The organism is Frondihabitans sucicola (genome assembly GCF_030296615.1).
In the GTDB taxonomy this organism is placed as follows: Bacteria; Actinomycetota; Actinomycetes; order Actinomycetales; family Microbacteriaceae; genus Frondihabitans; species Frondihabitans sucicola.
On record NZ_AP027732.1, the window covers coordinates 2,185,367 to 2,211,620 of the forward strand.

The 26,254-nt window shown below is 70.6% G+C and carries 22 protein-coding genes and 4 pseudogenes; 13 read left to right on the forward strand and 13 right to left on the reverse strand.

Going from position 1 to position 26,254, the window contains the following annotated elements; translation table 11 throughout:
• The first annotated feature begins 24 nt into the window (after positions 1–24).
• Both QUE79_RS11310 and QUE79_RS11315 read left to right on the forward strand, forming a co-directional pair.
• A pseudogene (locus tag QUE79_RS11310) lies at positions 25–1,277 on the forward strand (inorganic phosphate transporter).
• A complete protein-coding gene (locus QUE79_RS11315) occupies positions 1,274–1,486 on the forward strand; it encodes a hypothetical protein (protein WP_286343219.1) in 213 nt (70 codons plus the stop codon). The pseudogene QUE79_RS11310 and the gene QUE79_RS11315 overlap by 4 nt, the downstream one beginning before the upstream one ends.
• A gap of 10 nt (positions 1,487–1,496) precedes the next feature.
• On the opposite strand, the gene QUE79_RS11320 is transcribed toward QUE79_RS11315, so the two are convergent.
• Entirely contained in the window at positions 1,497–2,336 is an 840-nt protein-coding gene (locus QUE79_RS11320) for a hypothetical protein (RefSeq protein ID WP_286343220.1), read from the reverse strand.
• Between the two features lie 93 nt (positions 2,337–2,429).
• On the opposite strand from QUE79_RS11320, the pseudogene QUE79_RS11325 reads away from it, so the two are divergent.
• Positions 2,430–3,266: pseudogene (locus QUE79_RS11325) on the forward strand (diacylglycerol/lipid kinase family protein); the annotation flags it as partial.
• A 99-nt stretch (positions 3,267–3,365) separates the two neighbouring features.
• On the opposite strand, the gene QUE79_RS11330 reads toward QUE79_RS11325, so the two are convergent.
• Entirely contained in the window at positions 3,366–4,298 is a 933-nt protein-coding gene (locus tag QUE79_RS11330; RefSeq protein ID WP_286343221.1) for an aggregation-promoting factor C-terminal-like domain-containing protein, read from the reverse strand.
• Between the two features lie 388 nt (positions 4,299–4,686).
• On the opposite strand from QUE79_RS11330, the gene QUE79_RS11335 reads away from it, so the two are divergent.
• Genes QUE79_RS11335 through QUE79_RS11345 form a run of 3 tightly spaced genes read left to right on the forward strand, consistent with a single transcriptional unit; the run spans position 4,687 to position 8,008 of the window.
• The gene (locus tag QUE79_RS11335) at positions 4,687–5,340 is read left to right on the forward strand and encodes a PadR family transcriptional regulator (RefSeq protein WP_286343222.1); all 654 of its coding nucleotides are present in this window, start codon (positions 4,687–4,689) and stop codon (positions 5,338–5,340) included.
• Positions 5,337–6,134 (forward strand): ABC transporter ATP-binding protein, encoded by a 798-nt coding sequence (locus QUE79_RS11340; protein WP_286343223.1) that lies wholly within the window; start codon positions 5,337–5,339, stop codon positions 6,132–6,134. Before QUE79_RS11335 ends, QUE79_RS11340 begins: the two co-directional genes overlap by 4 nt.
• A complete protein-coding gene (locus QUE79_RS11345) occupies positions 6,131–8,008 on the forward strand; it encodes an ABC transporter permease (protein WP_286343224.1) in 1,878 nt (625 codons plus the stop codon). The genes QUE79_RS11340 and QUE79_RS11345 overlap by 4 nt, the downstream gene beginning before the upstream one ends.
• A gap of 820 nt (positions 8,009–8,828) precedes the next feature.
• Here the strand turns inward: QUE79_RS11345 and QUE79_RS11350 are convergent.
• From QUE79_RS11350 to QUE79_RS11360, 4 genes are all read right to left on the reverse strand, one after another.
• Complete coding sequence (locus QUE79_RS11350) at positions 8,829–9,416, reverse strand: phosphotransferase (RefSeq protein ID WP_350271530.1); 588 nt, start codon at positions 9,414–9,416, stop codon at positions 8,829–8,831.
• A gap of 259 nt (positions 9,417–9,675) precedes the next feature.
• Complete coding sequence (locus QUE79_RS25540; RefSeq protein ID WP_350271531.1) at positions 9,676–10,053, reverse strand: hypothetical protein; 378 nt, start codon at positions 10,051–10,053, stop codon at positions 9,676–9,678.
• Between the two features lie 17 nt (positions 10,054–10,070).
• A complete protein-coding gene (locus tag QUE79_RS11355; protein ID WP_286343226.1) occupies positions 10,071–11,060 on the reverse strand; it encodes a 3-keto-alpha-glucoside-1,2-lyase-like domain-containing protein in 990 nt (329 codons plus the stop codon).
• 74 nt (positions 11,061–11,134) lie between these two features.
• Positions 11,135–11,617 carry a GNAT family N-acetyltransferase gene (locus tag QUE79_RS11360; protein WP_286343227.1) on the reverse strand — a complete coding sequence of 161 codons (483 nt, stop codon included), beginning with the start codon at positions 11,615–11,617 and terminating at the stop codon, positions 11,135–11,137.
• 70 nt (positions 11,618–11,687) lie between these two features.
• Between QUE79_RS11360 and QUE79_RS11365 the strand changes: the two are divergent.
• Positions 11,688–13,234: pseudogene (locus QUE79_RS11365) on the forward strand (aspartate ammonia-lyase).
• A 30-nt stretch (positions 13,235–13,264) separates the two neighbouring features.
• Here QUE79_RS11365 and QUE79_RS11370 read toward each other — a convergent pair.
• Entirely contained in the window at positions 13,265–14,578 is a 1,314-nt protein-coding gene (locus QUE79_RS11370) for a YihY/virulence factor BrkB family protein (RefSeq protein ID WP_286343228.1), read from the reverse strand.
• Positions 14,579–14,712: 134 nt separating this feature from the next.
• On the opposite strand from QUE79_RS11370, the gene QUE79_RS11375 reads away from it, so the two are divergent.
• The gene (locus QUE79_RS11375) at positions 14,713–16,149 is read left to right on the forward strand and encodes a PrsW family intramembrane metalloprotease (RefSeq protein ID WP_286343229.1); all 1,437 of its coding nucleotides are present in this window, start codon (positions 14,713–14,715) and stop codon (positions 16,147–16,149) included.
• A gap of 172 nt (positions 16,150–16,321) precedes the next feature.
• On the opposite strand, the gene QUE79_RS25545 is transcribed toward QUE79_RS11375, so the two are convergent.
• Both QUE79_RS25545 and QUE79_RS11380 read right to left on the reverse strand, forming a co-directional pair.
• Entirely contained in the window at positions 16,322–16,726 is a 405-nt protein-coding gene (locus QUE79_RS25545; RefSeq protein WP_350271532.1) for a hypothetical protein, read from the reverse strand.
• Positions 16,657–17,661: an MFS transporter gene (locus QUE79_RS11380; RefSeq protein ID WP_350271533.1), complete on the reverse strand. Its 1,005-nt coding sequence runs from the start codon at positions 17,659–17,661 to the stop codon at positions 16,657–16,659. The genes QUE79_RS25545 and QUE79_RS11380 overlap by 70 nt, the downstream gene beginning before the upstream one ends.
• Before the next feature lie 259 nt (positions 17,662–17,920).
• Here QUE79_RS11380 and QUE79_RS11385 point away from each other — a divergent pair, with 259 nt between their 5' ends.
• Both QUE79_RS11385 and QUE79_RS11390 read left to right on the forward strand, forming a co-directional pair.
• Positions 17,921–18,295 (forward strand): FKBP-type peptidyl-prolyl cis-trans isomerase, encoded by a 375-nt coding sequence (locus QUE79_RS11385; protein ID WP_286343230.1) that lies wholly within the window; start codon positions 17,921–17,923, stop codon positions 18,293–18,295.
• Complete coding sequence (locus QUE79_RS11390; RefSeq protein ID WP_286343231.1) at positions 18,295–19,137, forward strand: aldo/keto reductase; 843 nt, start codon at positions 18,295–18,297, stop codon at positions 19,135–19,137. The genes QUE79_RS11385 and QUE79_RS11390 overlap by 1 nt, the downstream gene beginning before the upstream one ends.
• A gap of 119 nt (positions 19,138–19,256) precedes the next feature.
• Here QUE79_RS11390 and QUE79_RS11395 read toward each other — a convergent pair whose 3' ends face one another.
• On the reverse strand, positions 19,257–20,387 hold the full coding sequence (locus QUE79_RS11395) for a phosphatase PAP2 family protein (protein ID WP_434011055.1): 1,131 nt from the start codon (positions 20,385–20,387) through the stop codon (positions 19,257–19,259).
• A complete protein-coding gene (locus tag QUE79_RS11400) occupies positions 20,273–20,695 on the reverse strand; it encodes a hypothetical protein (RefSeq protein ID WP_286343233.1) in 423 nt (140 codons plus the stop codon). Before QUE79_RS11400 ends, QUE79_RS11395 begins: the two co-directional genes overlap by 115 nt.
• A 202-nt stretch (positions 20,696–20,897) precedes the next feature.
• On the opposite strand from QUE79_RS11400, the pseudogene QUE79_RS11405 reads away from it, so the two are divergent.
• Both QUE79_RS11405 and QUE79_RS11410 read left to right on the forward strand, forming a co-directional pair.
• Positions 20,898–23,190, forward strand: a pseudogene (locus tag QUE79_RS11405) (UvrD-helicase domain-containing protein).
• A gap of 76 nt (positions 23,191–23,266) precedes the next feature.
• Positions 23,267–23,593 carry a nuclear transport factor 2 family protein gene (locus QUE79_RS11410; RefSeq protein WP_286343234.1) on the forward strand — a complete coding sequence of 109 codons (327 nt, stop codon included), beginning with the start codon at positions 23,267–23,269 and terminating at the stop codon, positions 23,591–23,593.
• Between the two features lie 67 nt (positions 23,594–23,660).
• On the opposite strand, the gene QUE79_RS11415 is transcribed toward QUE79_RS11410, so the two are convergent.
• Positions 23,661–24,695 carry a glycoside hydrolase family 6 protein gene (locus QUE79_RS11415; RefSeq protein WP_286343235.1) on the reverse strand — a complete coding sequence of 345 codons (1,035 nt, stop codon included), beginning with the start codon at positions 24,693–24,695 and terminating at the stop codon, positions 23,661–23,663.
• Between the two features lie 184 nt (positions 24,696–24,879).
• On the opposite strand from QUE79_RS11415, the gene QUE79_RS11420 reads away from it, so the two are divergent.
• On the forward strand, positions 24,880–25,419 hold the full coding sequence (locus QUE79_RS11420) for an adenine phosphoribosyltransferase (protein WP_286343236.1): 540 nt from the start codon (positions 24,880–24,882) through the stop codon (positions 25,417–25,419).
• Between the two features lie 30 nt (positions 25,420–25,449).
• On the opposite strand, the gene QUE79_RS11425 is transcribed toward QUE79_RS11420, so the two are convergent.
• Positions 25,450–26,175, reverse strand: coding sequence for a M50 family metallopeptidase (locus tag QUE79_RS11425; protein ID WP_286343237.1), 726 nt, complete (start codon positions 26,173–26,175; stop codon positions 25,450–25,452).
• Positions 26,176–26,254: the final 79 nt, after the last annotated feature.

Sequence of the window (26,254 nt, forward strand, 5' to 3'; positions counted from 1 at the left end):
ATCCGGCCTGGAAGACTCGCCGCGGTGGATCTCACACTCATAGTCGTCCTGGTCATCGCGTTGGCCATCTTCTTCGACTTCACAAACGGTTTTCACGACACCGCCAACGCGATGGCGACACCGATCGCAACCGGGGCGATGAGGCCCAAGGTGGCGGTCACCGTCGCCGCGCTCCTCAACCTGGTCGGTGCGTTCCTGTCGACGGAGGTCGCGAAGACGATCTCCGGCGGCATCATCCGAGAGGGGCCGGGCGGCGTCGAGATCACACCGACGATGATCTTCGCCGGGCTCATCGGCGCCGTGATCTGGAACATGATCACCTGGCTTCGCGGGCTCCCGTCCTCGTCGTCCCACGCGCTCTTCGGGGGCTCATCGGAGCGGCTCTCGTCGGGGCAGGCACCGGGTCGGTCGACTTCGGCGTGGTCCTGTCGAAAGTGGTGCTTCCCGCCGTGCTGGCGCCGCTGGTCGCGGGCCTGGTCGCTTTCGTCGCGACCCGGGTGGCCTACCGGATCACGAGGCGTCCGGTCGGCAAGAACCAGCGCGGCGGGTTCCGGGTCGGCCAGATCTTCACCTCGTCGATGGTGGCGCTCGCTCACGGCACCAACGACGCGCAGAAGACGATGGGGGTCATCACCCTGACGCTGATCGCAGGCGGGTTCCTCTCGACGAACGCCGATCCGCCGTTCTGGGTGATCCTGGTCTGCGCCTGCGCGATCGCGGCGGGCACCTACACGGGCGGTTGGCGCATCATCCAGACCATGGGCGGCGGCCTCACCGACATCAAGGCGACGCAGGGCTTCTCCGCCGAGGCGTCGACGGCGGCGACCGTGCTGGCCTCGAGCCACCTGGGCTTCGCGCTGTCGACGACCCAGGTGTCCTCCGGGTCGATCATCGGCGCTGGGCTGGGACGCCGCGGGGCGAAGATCCAGTGGGGGACGGCCGGCAAGATCGTGATCGCGTGGTTCATCACGCTGCCCGCAGCGGGAGCCGTCGGGGCTCTCTGCGAACTGATCGCGCGGATCGGCGTGGTCGGTCTCATCATCGACGCGGTGATCGGCGCCGTCGTGATCGTCAGCATCTTCGCCGCGTCCCGGCGCAAGCCCGCCGAGCAGTCGAACGCCCTCGAGGTCGACGTGGCCATGAACTCCGTGCTCAACCGTCGCGATCGTCGCGCCCTCCTGAAGAAGCGGAGCGATGAGATGTTGATGGAACGTCGCCGGATGAGCGACGAGTCGTCGCTGTTCGAGCTCGGTGCCGAAGAAGAGGTGATCCGATGATCGACTGGGGTGCCTTCCTCGTCGTCGCGCTGGTGTCGCTGGTGTCGGCCGGCCTGCTGGTCAGCGTGTACGCCTGCGGGCTTCGCCTGCTCGCCATCGACGCCCGACCGGCCGTCGCGACGGTGGGGGCCTACGCCTGCTTCGTGCTCTGCGCCCTCGGTGCGCTGTTCGGCATCTACCTGATCGTTCCGGCCCTGCACGGCGGCTGACCGGCCGCCACTATCCCACCTGCACGGCGACGGCCCCGTCGTCGATGAGGGCCTCGAACGAGCCGTGCTCGGTGCGCTGGGACAGGATGAAGCGCTGGCTGAACGCGCGGTCGCTCGGAACACACGACACGGTGTCGGTCACGTTGTCGAACGACGACACGAAACAGAGCTGTCTCGGATTCTCGCCGGTGCCGATCCAGAGGCGCCAGCGCTGCTCGGCGTCGCCACCGGACGGATCGTCGTCGTAGAGCAGACGGCTCGACCGCGGGTCGATGTCGGCCCGGAACGGAGTCGGCACCGCGTCGGTCGGCACCTGCACGCGCGACAGGGCGCGGCTGAGGACGGAGGGGGATGCGGGGAGCTCCGCCGCGGTCGTCGCAACGGGTGTCTCCGTGCTCCGCAGCGAGGTGGTCGTCGTCGTCGCGACAGCGCCGAGAGCGGCGGCCGCGACGAGGGCCGTGACCGACAGGAGGACCGGGTGCCGCCGGGCGGCGGCGAGCGGGCGGGAGCTCGCCGCGCCCGGCTTCCGCCCGCGGCGCTGCGCGGTGAGGGCGAGCGCCGCATCGAGAGCGTCCTCCTGACGGCGGCGGCGCGTCTCGAACGCACGCAGCCTGGCCGCAGCGTCTCTGGCATCCTGCTCGCTGCCGGCCTCGGAGTAGGTCGCCTCGACCAGCGCCTCCCTTTCGGACGCAGGATCGCGGAGCCCGGCCGGGTGCGGCCGCTGGGCGCGCTCTCGCCACCACAGCTCGTCGACGACTGCGCCCTCACCACCTGCCTCGGTGAACGCGGCTTCGAGGCGGGCGCGGAAGTCGGGGTCGCGCGCGGCTGCGTCGTAGCGTCCGGCGTCCATGGCGGCCTCTCGATCGGCCGGCGTTCTGCTCCCGGCTCGTGGCCCCGAGCGTAGCGCCGCGTCGGGTGAGTCGGCGTCTGGCATGATCGGGACATGACGACGACGAAGCCGCAGCGGATCGTCGTCGCCGTGAATCCGAGTGCCTCGTTCGGTCGCCATCGCCCGGTGGGCCCGGTCGCGGTCGCCGCTCTCCGTGGCGCCGGGCACGACGTCGTGCCCCTCACCCGGTCGTCTCAGGCGGATCTCCACGAGGCGACGCGGGCCGCCCTCGCCACCGGCGCCGACGCGCTCGTCGTGGTCGGCGGCGATGGCATGGTGAGTCTGGGCACGGGGCTCGTCGCGACGACCGGCATCCCGCTCGGGTTGGTGCCCTCAGGCACCGGGAACGACTTCGCCCGCGCTCTCGGCCTGCCCCACGACGATCCGGCGGCCGCGATCGACCTTCTGGTGGATCTCCTCGAGGCCCCACCGCGTCCGGTCGATGCTCTGCTCACCCGCGGCGCTGCGGGCGACGTCTGGGTCGCGGGAGGAGTGTCGGCCGGTTTCGACGCGTTCGTCAACGAGCGGGCGAACAGGATGCGTCGGCCGCGCGGGCGCGCACGCTACGACATCGCCCTCGCTCTCGAACTCCTTCGGCTGCGACAGGTCGACTACGAGATCGTCGTCGACGGTGCGGAGCACACGGTGGCAGGCACACTCGTCTCGGTCGGCAACGCGCGCTCGGTCGGCGGCGGAATCACCCTGCTGCCCGACGCCGTCGTGGACGACGGTCTCCTGGACGTCCTGGTGGTCGACCGGCTCTCGCGGCGGTCGTTCCTGCGACTGTTCCCTCGGGTCGCGAAGGGGACGCACGGCGACGACCCGCGCGTCCGGTTGTCGCGCGCCCGCCGGGTCCGCATCGACGCCCCGGGTGTCATCGCCTACGGAGACGGCGAACGCCTCGGGTCGCTCCCGATCGAGATCGAGGTCGTACCCGAGGCGTTGCGCCTTTCGCGCCGGCTCGGAGACCGAGCCGGGCAGCTCCTGTGGTCAGTACCAGTTGACCGACTGCGAGTGACTCCACGCCGCGCACGGCGTGCCGTAGGAGCCGGAGATGTAGGTGAGGCCCCAGATCACCTGGGTCGTCGCGTTGGTGGACCAGTCGGAGGCGACGCTGGCCATCTTGCTGCCGGGGAGTGCCTGGGGGATGCCGGTGGCGCCCGAAGGGTTGTAGGCCTTGTAGTTCCAGCCGGACTCCTTGCTCCAGAGCGAGACGAGGCAGCCGTACTGGTCGGAGCCCCACCCGTACTGCGACGCCATCAGAGCCTTGGCGGTGGCCTGAGCCCCCGCGGGGGTGTTCGCGGCTGCTTGCCGCGCTGCGTCGGCCTTGGCCTGGGCGGCGGCCCTGTCGGCGGCCGCCTTCTTCTGCGCGGCTTGGAGCGCGACGGCGGCGCGCTGGTCGGCGGCGATCGACGCTGCTCCGACCGTCTCGGCCGCGTGCTGGGTCGTGGCGACACGGGCGAGCACCGTGTCGGGGTTCAGGGACCGGTAGTCCTTGAGCGAGGCCAGGGACGTCGTGAGCGACGTCGTGGCGACCTTTCCGCTCGCCTCGTCGGCGATCTCCCTGCCGGAGGAGAGGGCGACTTTCGCGACCCGGTCGGCGGTGTCGCGGGGGATGGCTGAACCGGCGTGAACCGACAGGCGATTGCCGCCCGCCTTCGTCACGGTGATGTCGTGACTGGCGGTCGGGGTCGGTGCGGGCAGGCCGAAAGCGGTGCTGCCGCTGAGTCCGGCGCCGACGAAGCCGGTGCAGGCGACGACAGCCGTCGCGGCCATTCCGGTGACTCCGACGATCCGCGCGCGGCGGGAGCGACGCCTGCGGGCGGTCACGCTGTGGCGCGTCTCGCCCGTGGGGCCGGTGGAGCTGGTGGTGCTGGTGGAGCTGGATCTGTCTGCGGGCGTGAAGAACGAGGGGAAGCGCATTCTGTCCAATGGGTCGACCGGTGTCCATTCACCTCGACGAAGGCAGGGCGACGTCGAGCCAGGCGGGGCGACCCCGCTGCAGAGGTCGAGGCGCTCGTGGCCGTGCCCGGGGCAGGATCGAGCGTGGCTCGAAACGGCCCGCACGGGCGGGTGATGGGCCGGTGGCGAATCAATCGAGGTGACCGGCACCTTCTGACGCACTCCGGGCCGTGAGGCCGCGTGGAGGCGAAGTGGCGAGTATGCAGGGCGTTTCTGGGCGTGTCCGGCCAAAAACCTGGCAGAACAATCTGTTCGGGGCAGTACCGGGTATGCAATACTGAGTACGCAGTACCGAGTAGGCATCACGCGACCGCGACGTCGCCGGTGTCGCCGAGCAGGGGTTCACACCGTGTCCATCCGTCAGAGTTTTCTCGCGATCCTCGATCAGGGGCCGTGCTACGGCTATCAGCTCCGCTCCGAGTTCGAGCGCCGCACCGGCTCCACCTGGCCGCTGAACATCGGCCAGATCTACTCCACGCTCGACCGCCTCGTCCGCGACGGCCTCGTCTCGCGCGACGACTCCGGCGACGGCGACCAGATCTACTATGCGATCACGGCCGAGGGCAGCGCCGAGGTGGCCGCCTGGCTGACCGCTCCGGTGATCCGCTCCGCCGCTCACACCCGTGACGAGCTCGCCATGAAGCTCGCGATCGCGGTCACACTGCCCGGAGTCGACATCGTCCGGATCATCCAAGCGCAGCGCGCGGCGACCTTCCGCACCCTGCAAGAGCTGACCCGGACGAAGAATGCCGGAGGAGAGATCCAGACGGCCGAAGACCTCGCCTGGCAGCTCGTGGTCGACTCGCTCCTCTTCCAGGCCGAGGCCGAGATCCGCTGGCTCGACCACTCCGAGACCCGACTCGTCCGCGCAGCGGCCGCGGGGCTCGCCGAGCCCGTGCCGATCGACGACACGCCGGTTCGGCGCGGCCGACCCGCGAAGGGGCGCGCAGGCGATCCGGCAGGCGCTTCGGCGGCCGCGTCCGAGCCGGGGGCATTCGCATGAAGGGCGACGACCTGCTCCGGCTCGACGGCGTCTCCGTGCAGTACGGGCGCGGCGAGACGAGCGTCACGGCTCTGTCCGGAGTCGACCTCACCGTCGCGCGCGGCGAGCTCGTCGCGGTGATGGGCGCCTCCGGCTCGGGCAAGTCGACGCTCCTCACCGTGGCCGGCGGCCTCCGGCCGCCGACGAGTGGCGAGGTGATCGTCGAGGGGCACTGGCTCAGTCAGCTCTCGGCGCGGCAGATCGCCACCCTGCGCCGCCGGAGCCTCGGCTTCGTCTTCCAAGACTTCAACCTCATCCCGTCGCTGACCGCGCTCGAGAACGTCTCGCTGCCTCTCGAGCTCGACGGGTTCCCGCAGCGTCGAGCCCGCCGCCCCGCGCTCGACGCGCTCGCCGTCGTCGAACTCGAGGGCAAGGGCGACCGCTTCCCGGCCGACCTCTCCGGCGGCCAGCAGCAGCGCGTCGCCATCGCTCGGGCCGTCGTCGGCGGGCGCTCGCTGATCCTGGCCGACGAGCCCACCGGCGCGCTCGACTCCACGACCGGCGAGGTCGTCCTGCGCATGCTCCGCGGCCGCGTCGACGCCGGAGCAGGCGGGATCCTGGTCACCCACGACGCGCGCCACGCCGCGTGGGCCGATCGCATCGTCTTCCTGCGCGACGGCCGCATCGTCGATCAGGCGGAGCCGGCACCGATCGCGACGCTCTTCGAGGAGCGGATCGGTGAAGGCCTCCGGGGAGGGCTACCGGAGACGAGTCGCGGGGAGCCCGGCTCGCCTTCCGGATGGCCCGGAGAATGACCGTGCAGTCGACCGGCAGAAGCATCCTGGTGGCGCTTCTCATCGCGGTACCGATCCTCGGCGTCGTCGGTGTCGACACCGTCGAGGCCAGCCACACCGCGACCGTCGACGAGCGGATCCGTCTCGACCTGGGCCGGACCGAAGCGAAGGTCTCCGTCGTGTCGGCGCCCGACAAGACCCTGAGACAGGATCCACTCCAGCCCGACGGCGGCACGTCCAGCAAGGGCACCGACATCGCGACCTCGGGGCCGACCCTGCGCGATCCACGCGACGTCCTCCCGGCCGGCACCCGTGTGCTCACCACGCGCTACGCGCAGATCGTCGCCCGGACAGCGACCGGCCTCGGGTCGTTCACGGCCATCGAGGGGCAGCCCTGGGATCGCGCGTTGGCGGGCTCGTACGACCTCCTCGACGGGAGGCGTCCGACGTCGTCGAAGGAGGTCATGGTCAGCCCCGCCGGTCTGGAGCGATTCGGCATCGGGGTCGGAGGACACCTTCGCGTGACCAAGCCGACTCCGGGCGACTTCACCGTCGTCGGCACGCTCAAGGGCGCCGACGACAGCGACGACACCGTCGTCGTGTACGGGGCCGACGGCGCGTTCGACGGCGTCACGGCCGCCGACGACCTCAGCTCGTCGTCGTTCTACGTCGTCGACCGGTCCCTGCCGTGGTCGAGTGTGCGGGCCCTCAACGGGCAGGGCATGACGGCGCTCTCCCGCAGCGTCCTCCTCGACCCGCCGTCCGCCGAGGTGGCACCGCGGATCTCCGGTCTCGTCGGCGGGAACACGCTCGGCGTGCTGATGATCGCGCTGCTGGGCGCGTTCGGCATGTTCGAGGTCTGCCTCCTCGCCGGAGCCGCCTTCGCCGTCAGCGCCAAGCGCCGGCAGCGCGAGCTCGCGATCCTCTCCAGCGTCGGAGCCAGGAGACGCACGATCTTCGCCGTCATGTCGTTCGAGGGCATCCTGCTCGGCTTCGTCGGCGGAGTCATCGGTACCGGCCTCGGCATTCTCGGCGCCTTCTTCGCCGAGCCCATCCTCGCGAACGGCAACGCGTCCGAATACCCCGGGTTCCACGTCGACTGGCCGGTCCTCGCGCTGATCGTCCTGGCGTCGACGGCCTCGGGTTGGATCGCGGCCGCCGTCCCCGCGCGCGCGGCCTCCCGCGTCGACGTGGTCGCTGCGCTCCGGGGTGCCCGCCGCCCGCCGCGGGCCAGCATCCGCCGACCGATCGTCGGGCTCTTCACCGCCGTGGGCGGCTCGATCATCGCCCTCATGGGAGGCCTCGTCGTCATCGCCTCGCACCAGGGAGAACAGACCCAGCAGAAGGCCTACACGGGCGGTGTGGTCCTTCTCGTCGCCGGCCCGATCATCATGCAGATCGGGGCCCTCCTGATCGCCCCGCAGCTCCTTCGCTGGGCCACGACCGTCCTCGCGCGCTGGGGTGCCGGCGCCCGCCTCGGGTCGCGCGATGCGGCCAGGAACCCCTCTCGGACGGTACCGGCGCTCGCCGCGATCATGAGCTGCGTGTTCGTGTCGGCATTCGCCATGTGCATGATCTCGGGCGGCCAGGCGATCTCCGTCCGCGACCACGAGTGGCAGTCGCCGCCCGACACGGCGTCGGTCAGTCTCTACCGGTACGGCGACCAGACCGATCGATCCGGTGGCTCGGTCGCTTCCTGGTCGAGCCGGGAGCCATTCCCGGTGCCCTCGAGCGGGCCTTCCCGGGCTCGACGGCCCGCGTGCTCTCCGGCCTGCCCGACTTCGGTGTGCTCGGCGACTCCGCCGTGTCGTCGTACGTCGTGCCGCACCTTCCCGACGAGCCGAACACGCAGCGTCCGATCTATCTCGACTCGGGTCTCGGCGACGATCACGTGACCGTCGGTTCCGAGGCCGACCTCGCCGCGATCCTGGGCGAGAAGGTCTCGGCGCAGTCGTCCGCGACCCTGCGGTCGGGCGGCATCGTCTCGCTCTATCCGCAGTACGTGAAGAACGGCGCCGTCACGCTCGACACGGTGCCCGCGCAGCTCACCGCGAGCGACGACCGCAGGCCGCCGACGAAGTCGGTGCAGGTGCCTGCCACCGTCCAGCGGCCTCCGCACGACATGGATTTCGGGATGTTCCTCCTCCCGACGACCGCCTCTCGGCTCGGCCTGGAGCCGCATCCGTCGCAGGTCTTCCTGCAGCTGAAGGAGACTCCGACGTCCGCCCAGCGAGACAAGGCCGACGCCGACCTCGCCGTCATCGACTCCTCGCTCACTCTCTCGATCGAGACCGGCCCCGAACTCTTCGCGCAGCAGTGGGCGTGGGCTCTCCTCGCGCTGACGACGCTGATCGCCGTCGGGGCCGCCGCCGTCGCGCTGGCTCTCGCCCGCGCCGATGCGCGGCGCGACGACGAGGTCCTCGAGTCGATCGGAGCACCGCCGCGCCTGCAGCGCTCCTACGGCTTCTGGCAGGCGGTGCTCATCGCGGGTCTCGGGGCCGTGATCGGGGTGGGCCTGGGGCTCGTCCCCGCGTTCGCGCTCGGTCTGAAGGGTGGCGGCGTGACCCACGGGTTCCTCCCGTTCGATCCGCCCTGGCTTCAGCTGGCCCTGACCGCGTTCGGGATGCCGCTGCTGATCGCCGCCGGAGCCTGGCTGACGGCCCGTCGCAGTCGCCGCGCACGCCGCGCTGTCGCCCGGGTCGGCTGACCCACGGCTCAGGGGCGCACGCAGCGCTCCAAGGCGGGCGCGTTCTCGGCGAGCCAGCCCTGCCGGCGCAGGATCTTGTCGCCGACCCCCTCGTCCCACATCCGCGCCCAGCCACCGCCGAGGGTCTCGGCGCGGCGCCGCATCGAGAACCACGAGCGCTCGGCGACGTTCTGCGACACTTCGACCAGGCGTGCGCGCCCGGCCGCCTCCAGCCCGTACTCTTCGACGATCATCCACCCGCGCTCGAACGGATCGACCCCGCGCAGGGCCTCCTCGCGGTCGTCGTCCGGCATCCACGGGGACCACCAGAGCAGAACGTTCGCGAGTTCCTCGACGCGCGTGGCCGGTCTGGCCAGGTCGAAGTCGATCAGAGCCGCAGCGCTCCCGTCGCGGAACACCACGTTCTCCGGGGTGACATCGAGGTGCGCGACGAGTTCGGGGGAGCCTGCAGCGGAGGGGGAGAACCAGCAGGATCCGCGGGCACCAGACCGCGCGCCCACGCGGGCACCCCGAGGCGCTCGGCCGCGTCGTCGTACCGGCGGACCAGGCGGGCGACGCTGGCTGCGCGCGCGGGGTCGCCGACCCACGCCGGCCACGGGCGGATCGCGACCTGGCCGGGAAGGAAGTCGAGGACGTCCCGTCCCGCGGAGTCGACACCCAGGTGGCGGGGCGCACCGTCGAAGCCCGTTCCCGCGAGCTCGTCGAGCAACCGCGCGATCGCCTCCGACGCCGGGCCATGGGGGCGCCGGACGGTGTCGCCCTTCTGGACGACTCCCTCGGTGACGTCGCCGCCGAGCAGCGGGATCTCGGGGGCGGCGGGATTCGGCTCGACGTAGGGCACCCGTCCATGGTGCACTACCGCGGTGTCACCGCCACGTCGCGCCAGGTGGCCGTCGTCCCGACCGTCCGCACGCCGATCTGCCCCGTCGTCGCCGTGCACCCGGTGTCGGCGAACGAGGCGATGGTGAGCGCGCTCCCGGACTTGAGCTGCGCCGTGGCCGTGATCGTGCAGCCGACCGCCTCGACCGTCAGGTGGTACCAGGTGTTCACTCCGAGCGTCGCCGGCAGAGCCCGGGTGGCGAGTGTCGTCGCCGTCCCCGAGTTGATCCGCACGAGACTCAGCGCCGACGACGACACCCCGGCGTAGTACCCGTTCATGCCGTTGACCGCGCTCGACGGATTCGACACCCGCACGACGAACCCGGCGCTCGTCGCCGTGGTGGCGCTCGACACGAGCTGCACGTCGCCGGTCAGCGAGTAGTTGCCCCACGTCGAGACGCCCGCGATCGACTTCTCGCCGCTGCCGCCGGTGATGTTGCTGTACGTCTCGTTGGCGCTGGAGGCCGTCCAGAGCCCGCCATAGCTCGTCCAGCCGCCCGTGGGCAGCAGGACGTTCGCGAAGGGCGCCAGGTAGGTGGCGACCGCGGTCGAGGTCGTCCCGCCGGCCGTCGCCGTGATGTTGCGGAAGCTGGCCGTGCTGCCGAAGTCGCGCACGCCGATCGCGCCGGCGGGGGACAGCCGGTGTCGGTGTAGGCCAGGGTCGTCGGCACGGTGCCCGACGACGAGCCGACCTGGAGCGCCGAAGCGGTGATGACGCAGCCGACCACCTGGACGGTCAGGTGGTACCAGGTGCCAGCCGACGTCGGGTAGGCGACGCTCTTCAGGGCTGCGTAGCCGTTGTTCTGCCGCCCGAGCGTGAGAGTTCCCGACGTGTAGAGCCCGAGGTAGTAGCCGTTCAGGGCGTCGGCGCCGACGGTCGGATTCTGGACGCGGAATACGAGTCCCGCCTGCGTCCCCGACGTGATCTTGACGTCGCCCTGCACCGTGTAGTCGGTCCAGCTCGCCTGGCCCGAGACGGCCTTGTTGCCCGAGGCGCCGCCGGCGGTCTCGGTGTAGGTCGCACCCGACGCGGCGGTCGCCGTGGTCCAGCTCCCGCCGTAGTCGTTCCAGCCGGAGTCCCCTCCGGCCCAGGAGTCGTCGAACGGCAGCACCCCGCCCGAAGGGCTGAAGTTCGGCGCCGTGCCGGCCGAGTTCGACGAGCTGCCGATGACGGCGTCGAAACCGGACGAGGTGCCCGGAGCCAACGCGGCCGTGGCGACCACGGCGAGCAGCAGCAGCACGCCGACGAGGGCGACCGTGCGACGCTTGGCCAGCTGCCCCGCGACCAGGGCGCGCGCTCGAGAACGGCCGGAGCGTCGCCCCGGTGTGCCTCCGTCGGGCACCGGCATCTGATCCGTCACGGTGAACTCGTTCCTGGGCGGTTGGTTATTCAGGCCAGGTCAGGTTCACTCTAACGGTGGTGAGGAACTCCGGGTCAGCCCCGTGCGGGCTGAAGATCGTAGGTCACCCAGGGCGTCGCCGTGGCGTGGGCGTCGTAGACCGAGCGGGCGGTGTTGTTGTCGGCAGCCGTGATCCAGCGCACGACCGACGCCCCGTCTTCGGCCGCGAGGGTGGCCAGCCGAGCGAGCAGCGCTGATCCTGCGCCCCTGCCACGGCTCTCGGGCGACGTGAAGAGATCGTCGAGGTACAAGCCCACCGTCCCGCTGGACGGCCTGGCGAACGTGCGCACGGTCGCGAGGCCGATCGGGCCGTCCGCCTCGTCGACGGCGACCAGACCGCGCAGACCGTTCTCTCGGCGCAGGATCCAGCCCCAGACCCGCTCGACCACGTCGTCGTCGGGCGCCAGCCGGTAGAAGTCGCGGTAGCCGGCGTACAGCCTCTTCCAGGTCGACTCGTCGGCCTCCTCGACGAAGCGGACCGTCACGGACACGTCAGGGGCCGGAGTGGCAGAAGTCATGCCACGACGGTAGCGTGACCGCGGCGACGCGGCGGTTAGGCTCGGTGCGGACGATCAACGAGGAGGTTCCATGGGGCACGAGCACGCCACCACGCACGGCGACCAGGCGCAGGATCACGCGAATGGCACGGTTCCCGAGACGAGGCGCGAGACCGACTCGCTCGGCTCGCGCGACGTCCCGACGTCGGCGTACTGGGGCATCCACACCCTTCGCGCCCTCGAGAACTTCCCGATCGCCAACCGGCCGATCTCGGTCTACTCCGACCTCGTCGTGGCGCTCGCGGTCGTGAAGCAAGCGGCCGCGCGGGCCAACGTCGAGATCGGCGTCCTCGACCCCGCGAAGGCGAAAGCCATCGAGCAGGCCTGCGAGGAGATCCGGGCCGGCGCGCTGCACGACGAGTTCCGGGTCGGTGTCATGCAGGGGGTGCCGGAACGAGCACCAACATGAACAGCAACGAGGTCATCGCGAACCGGGCCCTCGAGATCCTGGGCCACCACCGCGGGGAGTACGAGTACCTGCACCCGATCGACGACGTCAACCGCAGCCAGTCGACGAACGACACCTATCCGACCGCCATCAAACTCGCCATGTCGTTCACCCTGGCGACCCTTGTCGACGAGCTCGGACTCGTCGCCGACGCCTTCGCGGCCAAAGGGCGCGAGTTCCGCGACGTGCTGAAGGTCGGTCGCACCCAACTGCAAGACGCGGTGCCGATGACCCTGGGCCAGGAGTTCACCGGCTTCGCCCACACGCTCGGCGAAGACCAGCAGCGGCTCCGCGACACCCTGCCCCTCCTGGCCGAGATCAACCTCGGCGCGACGGCGATCGGCACCGGGATCACGGCCGACCCCAACTACGCGGAGGCCGTCCGCCGCCACCTCAGCGACCTCTCCGGCATCGAGATGGTGACGGCACCCGACCTGATCGAGGCGACCAGCGACGCGGGCGTCTACATGACGGTGTCCGGCGCCCTCAAACGCAGCGCCATCAAGCTCTCGAAGATCTGCAACGACCTCCGTCTGCTCTCGTCCGGGCCGCAGGCCGGGCTCGGCGAGATCACACTGCCGCCGCGCCAGGCGGGATCGTCCATCATGCCGGGCAAGGTGAACCCGGTGATCCCCGAAGTCGTGAACCAGGTGGCGTTCGCCGTGGCGGGCGCCGACGTGACCGTGACCATGGCGGCCGAGGCAGGACAACTGCAGCTGAACGCCTTCGAGCCGGTGATCGCCAACTCGGTGCTGCAGAGCCTGCAGTGGCTGACACGCGCCTGCGCGACGCTGCGGGTGAACTGCATCGACGGCATCCAGGCCAACACCGCCCGCCTCGCCCAGCAGGTCGAGACGAACATCGGCGTCGTCACCGCACTCACGCCGTACATCGGCTACGCGGCGGCCGCATCCATCGCCCACACGGCGCTGGCGACCGAGACGTCGATCGCGACGCTCGTCGTCGCGGCGGGGCTGATGTCGAAAGACCAGGTCGAACACGTCCTGTCGCCGGCGCGCCTCTCGGGGCTCGAAGCGATCACCTCGTCGATCCCGGTCATCACGGCCGAGCAGATCACGAAGCACCTCGCATCCCTCGACGCCGCGCACGCCGACGAGACGACCGGCTGACTCGCGCGGCACCACTCCGCGCGTGCCGGGTCAGGTCTCGGGCGGGGCGTCCTTCTTCTCGCGACCGGACATCGTCTGGAACCGGGGCCGCACGTGCGGCCGACCCTGCTCGTCGAGCGTCGGTTCGCCGTAGAGGCGCACCGCCTTCAGCCGCATCGTCCGCCCGTCGACCTGGTCGAGCGACTGGTGCCTCGCCAGGGCGAGAAGACGCTTGCTCGATCGGACCGGAAGCGGGATGACGCCCTCGGCCGCGACGCCCGACTGCAGGTAGCGCACCCGGATGATCTGCGAGTCGAGCTCGCCGCCGAGCACGAGGACGAAGTTCGAGATGAACGCGTAGATGAGCAGGACGACGGCGCCGCCCAAGATGCCATACACCCGGTCGTAGTGCGAGAAGGTCACCACGTAGATCGCGAAGCCCACTGTCGCGAGCGCCCAGCCGCCGATGGCGAAGAGTGCCCCGTACGACACCCAGCGCACCTCGGGGTGCTGGATGTTGGGCGTGAAGTAGTAGAGCAACCCGATGCCGAGCACGACGAGCCCGACGAGCACCGGCCACTTCAGCACGTTCCAGAGGACGACGAACAGCTCGCCGAACCGGAACTGGTCACCGATGGCCTGCGCGATCGACGGGGTGATGAGCAGGATCGCCGCCATGGCCGCGAAGACCACCATCATGACGAGCGAGAGCAGCAGCATCGACGACCGGAAGCGGACGAAGCGCCGCCCCTCCTGGATGTCGTAGATCGTGTTCATCGCGCGGCCGAACGCCGAGGTGTAGCCCGAGAGCGACCAGAGCGTCAACGCCAGCCCGACGCCCAGCGTGACGCCGGGGCTCGACAGGCTGAGCAGCGACTCGAGCGGGGAGCGCAGGATCGCGGCGGTGTTCGGCCCCACGGCGATGGTGGCGATGCTCAGGATGTCGTTCACCGCGTCGCCGTCGCTCTCCCCGAGGGCCACGGCGGAGACCACCGCCAGGGCGCCCGGGAACAGCGCCAGCGTCGAGAAGAAAGCGAGCGTCGCACCGGCGTCGACGGTGCGGTGGCGGAGGAAGCCGTGGTACGTGCGGCGCAGCGCGTAGCGCCAGGGGATCGGGTCGTCGGCCCCGACCACGAGCCACGTCCGCCAGACCCAGACGAAGGGGGCGGCGGCGAGCAGCCCGATGAACTTGAGCGTCGGCCAGAACAGCTTGGTGGCCAGGCGCGCGACGGCCCGGAAGAACCGCCACATCGGGCGCCAGACGACCAGGATCACCAGCCACGCCGGGTGCCAGATCGGGTACACGGCCCGGGTCACCCCGACGCCGACGGGCCTGGCGACGCGCTCGATGCGGTTGGCGACCATTTCTCGCCGGGTCATCGACGAGGGACGCGCGGCAGGATCAGCGCTCTCCCGGTCATGCCGTCGAGACTACCGGCCCGTTCCCGGTGCGGCACCCTCCCCGATCCGCGCGGTCTCCTCCCCGGTACAGTCGTGGCATGACGTGGGGTGGAGCACCGGGCCCAGGGCAGGGTCCCGACGGCCCTCACTACTATCCGGTCGCGCCGGCCGGGCCGCCCGCGCGCCGTCCGGCAGCGAATTTCGCCGCGGTGGCGGTCGGCTTCGTCGTGATCGCCTGTTTCGCGGTCGCCGTCGTGGTGTACTTCCTGCTGGTGCTGCCCCCTCAGGTGCTCGTGATCGGGATCCTGCTCGCCGTCGTCCCCCTGTGCATCGTCCTCTTCGGCATCTGGCTCGTCGACCGGTGGGAGCCCGAGCCGCGCGTCGCCCTCGTCTTCGCCTTCTTCTGGGGCGCCGGCGTCTCGATCGGCGCGGCCCTCCTCTTCGACTTCGCCGTCCAGACCGTCCAGAGCGTGTTCGGTGGCGGCAAGGGCGAGTTGAGCGACGTGCTCGGCGCCGTCGTCCAGGCGCCGATCGTCGAAGAGGGCGCGAAGGGCTTCGGGGTCCTCCTGGTGCTCTGGATCTTCCGCAAGCACTTCGACGGCCCGGTCGACGGCATCGTCTACGCGGCGACCGTCGCGGCGGGCTTCGCCTTCGTCGAGAACGTCCAGTACTTCTCCGTGCAGGTGGTCCACCAGGTCACCTACGGGGGAGGAGGTCTCGGCGGCGTCTTCCTGGTGCGGGCGCTGATGGCGCCGTTCGGGCACATCATCTACACGTCCTGCACCGGCTTCGCGCTCGGTCTCGCAGCTCGGCGCACCGGGCCGTTCGGAGCGATCGGCTACTTCTTCGTCGGGCTGATCCCCGCGATGCTCCTGCACGCCCTCTGGAACGGCGCCCTCGTCGTCGTTGGAGATCGGTTCCTGGCCTACTACGTCCTGGTGCAGGTGCCGATCTTCGCCGCCTGCGTCGTCGGCGTGTTCGTCCTGCGGTACCTCGAACGGCGAGTGACCCGCATCCGGCTCGGCGAGTACGCGAGTGTCGGCTGGTTCGACGCCGACGAGGTCAGGATGCTGTCGAAGGGGTCGACGCGGCACCGCGCGCTGCGCTGGGCGCGCCACAACGGGCTCGGAGCGGTGATGCGCACGTTCATCTCCGACTCGACGCGGCTCGCGTCGACCCGTCAGAAGATCGTCTCGAGTCGGCACTCCGAGGCGGCCCGCGCCGCCGCCACCCGAGACGAGGCGGAGTTGCTCTCCGCCGTCAGCGCGGGGCGTGCCCTCCTGCAGAACCCGCGGCCCCGGTTCCCGATGGCACCCACGGCGTCCGGCTACCCGCCCGCCGGAGCCACCGCTCCGGGCGCGCAGCCGTGGCCGTCCCTGCAGCAGGCGTGGCCCGCACCCTCCGGCTCTGCCTCCCCTCCCCAGCCGCCCGTGCAGCCGCAGCCGCGTTACGACGCGAACGGGGCGCCCGCCTGGCCCGACCCCGAGGCGCCGGACGCTCCGCCGCCCGCGCCTCCGCGTCGCCCCCGGCACTGAGCCGTGCGTCCCGTCGCCTGTCCCTCCACCTGTCCCTCCAGAAATCGAAGGGGATTTCGCCTCCCGCTGCCCTGCGACGCGGAAGCAGGGCGCATACCCGCAAAATCCCCTTCGATTTCGGGAAGAGGGTCGGGAAGAGGGTCGGGGCAGAGGAGCCGAGGCGGGCGGAAGCTCAGGGCACGGGATGGAGCGCGTCGTACTTCCGGAACGACGGCTGCAGGCGCGCGAGGAGCCCGACCAGCGCGATGATCAGCGCCCCGCCGAGCAGGGGCGGCCAGATGGTCCCGGCGGCGGCGAGGAGCCCCACGAACAGGTCGCCGAGACGTGGCCCGCCGGTCACCACCACGGTGAAGATGCCCTGCAGGCGGCCGCGCATCGCGTCGGGTGCTGCCGCCTGGAGGATCGTGTTGCGGAAGATCGACGAGACGTTGTCGGCGGCTCCGCCGGCGGCGAGGGCGATCGCCGCGCCGACCAGGGCGGGCAGGTTGGCCGAGGCGATGCCCTCGGTCAGAGTGCCGAGCCCCGGCTGCCGCCGGCCTGCGCCAGGGCCAGCACGACGCCGAAGGCCACGATGCACGCACCGTAGGCGACGATGGCCCAGTTGACGGCGGCACCCTGCCGTCGGACGTGGCCGAGCCGCCCCGAGAACAGGCTGCAGAGCAGGGCGCCGACGGCGTACGCCGCCGTCAGGACGCCGACCGTCACCGCGCCGCCGCCGATGAGCACGGCTCCGACGACGGGGTACAGCACGCGCGGCTGCCCGAAGGTCATGGCGATGATGTCGACGATGAACGTCATCCGGATGTTCGGCGAGCGCCGGAGGAACCGCACTCCGAACATCAGCGACGCGAGTCCTGGTCGCTGCGTCTCGCCCTCCGGGCGGATCGCGGGAAGGGTCAGGATGCCGAGGAACGCGGCCGTGAAGAGGACGACGTCGACCGTGTACGTGGCGGAGAAGCCCACGGAGGCGACCAGCACGCCGGCGAGCGCCGGACCGACGGTGAGTTGCACGCCGCCGGAGATGCCGTTGAGGGCCGATGCCGCGGGGAGCAGGCGGGTCGGGATGAGCCGGGGGATGATCGCCGAACGAGAGGTGTTGATGATCGTCGCGGCGACGGCGTCGACCGTCGTGAGGACGTAGAGCAGGATCACGTTGTCGAGACCCAGGTACGAGTGCAGCGCGATGAGGGCGGTGGTCACCCAGGCGACGACGGCGGCCAGGATCGCGACGATGCGCCGATCGAATGCGTCCGCCAGCATGCCGCCGTAGAGGCCGGCGATGATCATCGGCACCAGCGAGACGACGCCGACCAGCGCCACGGCGAAGGTCGAGTGCGTGATGTCGTAGATCTCGAGACCCACGGCGACGAGCGTGAGCTGCGCTCCGATCCCGGAGACGGCGGATCCGATCCACATGCGCGCGAAGGCGGGGCTGGCTCGCAGCGGGGTGAGATCGACGAAGAGCCCGCGCTTGCTTCGGGTGCTCGAATCTGTGCCGTGTGGAGTGGTCAAGGAACCATTGTCGCGCGTTTCGTGTGAGCGATCACACGGCGTTTGCGGAACAGCCACCTGCGGGCGTAGCCTTCGATGCGTTCGTATTGATGACTCGACTCTCGGTGCGGGCGAACGATGGGCCGGACACTCGATTCCTTCGCAGGGAGGACGCGAGCGTTCGGCCCATCGCATCTCGCGTGATCCTGCGCTCTTCGCGCTCCGCGAACGACGCCCGGTGGGCTTGGCTCGGCGGGGCAAAACACGCTTGACTGGGCGGATGACACACGACGCATCCACCAAGCCCGAGATCGACGCGCCGGAGGGCCCCGCCCCCGCCGACCTGCAGATCACCGACATCACCGTCGGCGACGGCGCCGAGGCGCTCGCCGGCTCGACCGTCAACGTCCACTACGTGGGCGTCGAGTACGACTCCGGCGAAGAGTTCGACTCGTCGTGGGGTCGCGGCGAATCCATCAACTTCCCTCTCGCGGCACTCGTCCGCGGCTGGCAGGAGGGCATTCCGGGCATGAAGGTCGGTGGTCGTCGCACGCTCGTGCTTCCGCCCCACCTCGCCTACGGTCCCGCCGGCGGGGGCCACCCGCTCAGCGGCAAGACGCTGATCTTCGTCATCGACCTCCTGGGCGTCAGTTGATGGCCGACGCCATCGGCGTTCCCACCCTCACCCTCAACGACGGCACCGCCTTCCCGGCGGTGGGCCTCGGCACGTACAAGCTGAACGGTGACGACGGCACCGCGGCCGTGAAGGGCGCCCTCGACACCGGGTACCGTCTTCTCGACACGGCGCTCAACTACGAGAACGAAGATGCCGTGGGTCGCGCCGTCCGTGAGACGGACGTTCCGCGGAGCGAGATCCTGGTGACCTCGAAGCTGCCCGGTCGTCACCACGGTTACGACGAGGCGCTGCGCAGCTTCGACGAGACCCGGGCGAACCTCGGTCTCGACCACGTCGACCTGTACCTGATCCACTGGCCGCTGCCGCGCGTCGACAAATACGTCGAGTCGTTCCGCGCCTTCAAGAAGCTGCAGGACGACGGTCTGGTGACCAGCATCGGCGTCTCGAACTTCACCGAGGAGCACCTCCGCCGCGTGATCGATGAGACCGGGGTCGTCCCGGCCGTGAACCAGGTCGAGCTGCACCCGTACTTCCCGCAGGCCGCTCTTCGCGCCGTGCACCGCGAACTCGGCATCGTCACCGAGAGTTGGAGCCCGATCGGAAAGCAGAGCGAGCTGCTCACCGAGGGCGTGATCGGCGACGTCGCGGCCTCGCACGGCGTCACGCCGACCCAGGTCGTCGTGCGCTGGCACGTGCAGCTCGGTGCCGTCCCGCTGCCCAAGTCTGCCGACTCCGGCCGGCAGCGCGAGAACCTCGACGTGTTCGGCTTCGAGCTGGCCGACGACGAGGTCTCGGCCATCTCCGGTCTCGAGCGCGGCCGCCTCTGGGGAGCCGACCCCGAGACCCACGAAGAGTTCTAGGCGCTTCCGCCACGAAAAGGGCCCCCGACCACGCACAGTCGCGGTCGGGGGCCGTCTTTCGTGGCCGGCACTCGATCAGTGGTGCCCGGGTCCTCCGTGGCCGGGCCGGCTCGGAGCCTTCACGACGCGGGCCTGGCCCCCGTGGAGACGACCCGAGCCGATCCGTCGTGCGAGACGAGCACGGTGGCGCTGGTGGCCGCGGCGAGATTGAGCCGCTCCCACGAGCCCTGGGCGGTGCCACTCCGGTCGAGGGGCGAGCCGGACGCGATCTCGGTCTGGGCGAGAACGGCCGTGCGCTGCGCCGCGTTCAGCGTCGGGAAGGTCGACAGCAGCAGGTTTTCGGCGCCTTTCGGAACCGACGCCGCGAGGTGCGTCTTGCCGGTCGTCGGGAAGCCGTACGTGAGTCGCTCCGTGTAGACGTTCACGGCCGACCGGCGGTCGTGCACGATCTGCGCGGTGCCGCCGGGGATGGCTCGTCCGCCGTACGGGTCGTCCCGGTAGGGCGTCTCGTGGGCGATGGCGCGGGCGAGGGTCGTGTGGGTCTGCTTCTCGAGGTACGAGACGAGCTCCTTGCGCGCCGGTTCCAGGACGCCCTTCACGTAGGCGGGGTCCGACCAGCGCGCGGCGAGGGCCGCTTCGCCGTCGATCCGCCCGCCGACGATGTCGAGCGGATAGTGGACGCCGAGCACGATGCGGTTGTTGCCCGCTTCGGAGGCGCGAGTCAGGATCTCGGGAGCGAGCTCGGGCAGGAGGGTCGCGAGTGTGATGCCCGCCTGGTAGGCCGTCGTGGTGTGACCGGATGGATACGACCCTCCGGTGCAGATGCCGGTCGTGGTGTAGCCGGGGGAGAGGGCGACGTCGCTCGAGGAGTACTGGTGCGTGGTGTCGACGGTGTCCGCGACGCGGACGATCTTGAGGTTGCCCCTGCGGTCGGTGTACGACCTGTTCACGCGGTCGCCCAGCAGCGACGACGCGTTCACGATGCTGGGCGCGCACCCGGCGGCGTCGCCTTTGACGGGCTTCGCGGCGGCGTCGGTGGGCAGGTAGGGCCTCGGGTAGCTGTAGGCGGCCTTGGCGGCGCCGGTCGAGACGTAGGCGCCGCTGGTGCCGTTCGACGAGTTGATGAGGGCCGTCGTCAGGGGAGGGCGCCGGAGTTGCGGCCCGCGACGTAGATCGCGGAGAGCTTCGAGCCCAGCGCGCCGGCGATGGTGACCGACTGGTCGTACGCGGTGCCGTCGGCCGTCTGGTATTCGGAGTCCTGCAGCGCGCGGAACTTCTGCGACGACGTCGCACTGTTGTTGATCCAGACGGCGAGCTTGTCGTTCAGGCTGAGGGTCTTTGCATTCAAGACCTTCCCGTGGAGGTCGTTCACGCCGTCGGAGGTCCAGTACTGGTCGTAGCCGGACAGCAGCGGGACGAGGTCCGGAGCGGTGGTGTCGCTCGGATACGCGGTGGTGGCGGCGTTCGCCGCGAGCGGCGTCGCGACGAGGAACGACGCCGCGAAGGCAGTGATCGCGACGTTCCGGATCGCGGTCCGACGAGAGGTGCTCGTGAGCATGGGGAGGGTTTCTCGCTTTCTGTCGGGGCGGCCGAACGCGCGGACCGCTGGCTGGGAGGGCCACGGGGCAGAGTAGGAAGCCCGGGTGAAGCGCCTGCCACGCTCGGGCAGACGGGAGGTGAACTCACCTGTGTGCGGACGCAGTTTCGGCTCTTCCGGGAGTGATTAGAATTGTGTGCTGTCTTTCCCGAGGGGTACCCGCCTGTTGCCATCTGAACTCGATCGCGAACGTGACTACGTTTCGACACTCTACGAGCGCCTCGACACGCTGAAAAGCGAAGCGCGGCAGAGGTTGGTCGAGGTCCGGCGCGAGACGGTCGGCGGCAATCATCAGAGCCGCAGCGAGCGCGACTCGTACGCCCGACTCTACGAAGACACCCTCGCGCAGCTGTCCGAGGTCGACGATCGCCTGGCGTTCGGTCGGCTGGAGCTCGAGAAGCCCGACGAGACGACGTCCCCGCGCGCCCTGGTCGACGGGGCGAACCCGGCGTCCGGCGCCTACCGCTACATCGGGCGCATCGGTCTGCGCGATACCGACCACCATCCGATCCTGCTCGACTGGCGGGTTCCCGGAGCCAGCGCGTTCTACCAGGCCACCGCCGCGACCCCGATGGGGGCCCGCGCGAGACGTCATCTGACGCTCGACGGACGCACCGTCACCCGCATCGAAGACGAGGTGTTCGACGCGTCGTTGCTCGACCGGGGCGACGCTCAACTTCAGGGCGAGGGCGCTCTGATGGCGGCGCTCACCGCTCAGCGCACCGGCCGCATGACCGACATCGTCGCCACGATCCAGGCCGAGCAAGACCGGATCATCCGCTCCCAGCTCGACGGCATCCTGGTGGTGCAGGGCGGCCCGGGCACGGGCAAGACCGCCGTCGCTCTGCACCGCGCCGCCTACCTGCTCTACTCGCACCGCGAGCGCCTCCGCGGCTCCGGTGTCCTCGTCGTCGGGCCGTCGCGCTCCTTCCTGAGGTACATCGAGCAGGTGCTGCCGTCGCTCGGCGAGTCGGGGGTGGTCCTGTCCAGCCTGGGCGGGCTGTATCCGGGTGTCGAGGCGACGGTCGACGACGCTCCCGACGTCGCGGCGCTCAAGGGGTCCGCTCGGATGGCCGACCTCCTGCGACGCGCCGTGCGCTCCCGCCAGATCGTGCCGACCGAGGTCACCGAGGTCGACGTCGACGGTGAGCGCATGACCGTGCAGCCCCAGCTCGTCGCCGACGCGATGAAGAAGGCTCAGGATCGCGGCAAGACTCACAACGAGGGTCGCGTCACGTTCAACAAGAACGCCCTCTCGGCCCTCACCCGCCAGCTCGTGCAGCAGCTCAAGGATCGCGGCACGACCGTCGACGATGCCGACGAACTGGTGCTCCGCGAAGACATCCGCCAGTCGTACGACGTCCGCGTGCTGCTCAATACCGCGTGGTTGCCGCTGACTCCGCAGAAGCTCCTCGAAGACCTGTACGCCAGGCCGAACTGGCTCGCCACCATCACCCCGCAGTGGTCCGAGGCCGAGCGTGCCCTGCTCCGGCGTGTCCGAGGAGGCGATGACGATCAGCGACGTCCCGCTCCTCGACGAGGCCGCCGAACTGCTCGGCGAGTTCGACGTCGCGGTCGACGCCGACAAGCGCGCCCGAAAGCAGCAGCAGAAGCGCGACATCGAGAATGCCGAGCGCGCCATCGAGAACATGCAGGTCGAGGGTATGGTGACGGCCTCCGACATCGCCGGCAACTTCGCCGAGCGTGCCGCGTCGATGACGACCGCCGAGCGAGCCGCCGGAGATCGGTCCTGGGCCTACGGCCACGTCGTGGTCGACGAGGCGCAAGAGCTGTCGCCGATGCAGTGGCGCCTGCTGGCCCGCCGCTGCCCGCTGCGCTCGTTCACCGTCGTCGGCGACATCGCCCAGGCCTCGTCGCCGGCGTCCGCCGACTCCTGGGACCGCGCGCTGCAGAGCCTCCTCGGCCGTCGTCGCCGAGCCGCCTCCAGCGAGACGGGGCCGTGGCGCCTCGAAGAGCTCACCGTCAACTACCGCACCCCGAGTCAGATCGTCGACTACGCCGAGCGGGTGGCCCGCGACTCGGGGCTGCGCATCACACCGTCGCGGTCGGTCCGGGCGAGCGAGTGGCCCGTGCGGGAGGTCGCCGCTCCCGTCGGCGAGCGCGGCGCCGCGACGGTCGTGGTCGAGGCCGTGGCGTTCGACCGCGACATCGACTCCACCGGAACCCTCGCCGTCATCGCCCCCGACGCCCTCGTCCCCGCCCTGGCCCGAGCCCTCGGCGACCGCTTCCCGGGCGACGTCGCCCTCGGCACGAGTTCCCTCACGGCGCCGATCAGCGTGCTCAGCCCCGCCACCTCGAAGGGGCTCGAGTTCGACGCGGTCGTCGTCGTCGGCCCCCACCAGATCCGGGCGCTCTCGTCGCGAGGCAACGCCAGCCTCTACGTGGCGATGACGCGCCCCACGCAGCGACTCACCGTCGTCGACGTGCGCGAGTGAGCGCGTCGCTCGCGCGAGCAGCCGGGGAGAACGCGGCTGCGGGCTGCTAGCGAGACGGCTGTGGTTCGATGGGCGCATGCCCACGCCGACGCCCGCTGCCATCCTCTCGTTCATCGACACGACCAACGCCGAAGACACGGACGGCTTCCTGGCGTCGTTCACGGCCGACGCCTCGATCGACGACGGGGGCCGGACCTTCCACGGGGTCGAGGGAATCGCCGACTGGAACGAGTCCGACAACATCGGCAAGCACTCGCGATTCGACGTCGTCGAGATCGCGGAGGGCACCTCCGCGGACGAGTTCGTCGTGACGATGGACGTCACCGGCGACGGCTACAACGGCATCGGCACGATGACCTTCGTGGTCGACGGCGACCTGGTGCGCTCGCTGGTCATCACCTGATCCTGCTTGCGGAGCGCCACGTCGCGTGGGGGCTCACGTCGCTCGGAGCACCACGTCGCGCGGAGCATCACCTCGCGCGGAGCTTGACGAGCGCGAGCGCGTACGCCTCCCACCAGGCGCCGGCCGCGGGTCCGCCGTTGCAGGTCCCGTCGCTCGCGCCGGGGGTCTTCACCCAGAGGGTCGCGTCCAGGCGCGTGCTTCCGCTGGCCACCGCAGGGTCCTTTCCGAGTCCCGCGCCCTTCGGGTTGCACCAGGTGCCTTTCCAGCCCTGTCCGTTGCGCGAGACGTCGACGACGTAGTGCGCCCCGGAGGTGAGCGCCGAGACGCGGTCGGCGAAGGCCGTCTCGTCGTTCACCGGGTAGAAGTTCGACACATTCGTGAAGAAGCCGCGGGCAGACGCGATGCCGGCCGCCTTCAAGCGCGGCGCGATGACGTTGGGGGCGACCCAGTGGGAGTTGCCCGCGTCGAGGTAGGCGGTCACCCCGGCGCCGGCGAGTGCCGTCACGGCGGACTTGATCAGCGGGAGACGCGTCGAGGCCACGGACGGACACGAGCTGATCATGGCGAGCGAGTCCGGCTCGACGAGCACCGCGGCGCGATGTCCGCGCAGGGTGTCGGCGATGGTCGTGTTCCAGGCGAGGTACTGGGCCGAGGTGAGTCCGCCCTTCGAGTACCCGCCGCAGTCGCGATCCGGGATCGCGTAGGTCACGAAGGTCGGTGTCTTCCCGGCCTTGTCGGCCTGAGCCACGGCGGTGTCGATCACTTTCACCACCTGGGTCTTCGTGAACCAGTCGCCGAGCCAGATGGCGACCGGTTGCGACGCGATCCGGGTGATGGCCTTCGCCTCGGACGTCTCGTGCCGTGCGGTCAGGTCGAAGGCGACCGAAGCGGCCTTCGAGTCCTTCTGCACGGCGAGGCCGCCCGCGAACAGCTGCGTGGCCGACGAAGCCTGGATCTGTGAGGGGGTGAGAACCTTGGGCTTCGCGGTGGACGTCGTCGCGGCGCCGGCGGACATCCCCTGCACGACCGCCGTTCCGATCAGGAGAACGGCGGCCGCGACAGAGACGACGCGGACGACACGGCGGGCGCGACTGGCAGACATCGTGGCCTTTCGGGTCGGCTGCGTGTGTCGGGATGGTTCGACAATTCCAGCAGGCCGCGGCGCCCGGCAGCAGCGCCCGTTAGGGGGACAACCCGGCCCCAGTCCGGGGTACGCGGCCACGAGCGAGCAGGATCCGGCAGCCCGCCCACGCCCCGCGCAGGTGCCGCCCGCTAGCGTTGATCGCATGACCGCCGCAGACGCCTCCGCCCTCGTCGACCGACTCACCGCCGTCGTGGCCGACTTCCCGCAGCCGGGCATCCTGTTCCGCGACATCACACCCGTCTTCGCCGACGCCGAAGCGTTCAGCGTCGTGTGCGCGGCCCTCTCCGAGCCGTTCGACGGCTCGTTCGCGGCGGTCGCAGGAATCGAGGCCCGCGGCTTCGCGCTCGCGGGCGGCATCGGCGCCCAGACCGGAACGGGTGTGCTCACCGTGCGCAAGGCCGGCAAGCTGCCCGGTGAGGTGCTCAGCGAGAGTTACGCGCTCGAATACGGCGAGGCCACGATCGAGTTGCGCCCGGGTCAGCTGCCGCGCGGGTCGCGCGTCCTCGTCGTCGACGACGTCCTCGCCACGGGCGGCACCGCGGAGGCGTCCATCACGCTCCTCGAACGTGCCGGCTACGAGGTGGTCGGCGTCGCAGTCCTCCTCGAACTCGACGGCCTGGCCGGCCGGGACCGCCTGGCCTCCCGCGTGCCGGTCCACGCGCTCGCATCCGCTCCCGCCTGACGCCGGGCACCGGTGCGTCGGGGCAGGGCCTCACGCGCGAGTGAGCAGCCCCTGCGGCACCAGCATCCACGCGTCGGCGATCGCGCACACGAGTGCGACCAGCACGAAGACGAACACCCAGACGAGGCCCGGAACGTGCGTCAGCCGCGCCAGCTGATCGGCGTCGGATTGTCCCGACCGCGTCCGGCGCCGGCTCGACTGCAGTTCGATGCTGGCGCGCAGCGCGCCGAGTGCCAGGATCACCGTGACGACGTGCCCGAACACGAGCTGCCACTGCGGGGTGGCCAGCCAGGTGACGCCGACCACGATCGCCGCGCCGATCAGGATCACCCAGAGCCCGAACCAGTTGCGGATCTGGATCAGCATGAGGGCGAGAACGAGCAGCAGCGCCCAGAGCAGCCCTGCCGAATAGCCGCGGCTGAGCATCCACGCGGCGCCCAGAGCCGCGAGGGCGGGTGCCGTGTAGCCGGCGAGCAGGGTGAGCACCATGCCGAACCCGGTGCGCGGCCCCTTCGAGACCGTGAGCCCCGAGGTGTCGGAGTGCAGACGGATGCCGGTGAGCCGTCGGCCGCTGATCACGGCGGCGACCCCGTGGCCGCCCTCGTGGACGACGGTCACCGCGTGCCTGACCGTGTGCCAGGTGCCGGGAAGCAGCACCAGGAGCGCCCCCACCACGAGGGAGCCCACGAGCATCGGGATGGTGAGCGCCTCGGAGGTCTGGGTGACTCGCGACCAGAGCGCAGTGAGGGTGTCCACCCGGACAGCCTAGACAGCAGGACTGACAGCACCGCTTCCAGCGCGCGTCTCATTGGACACCGGGCGTTCAGCGGACGTA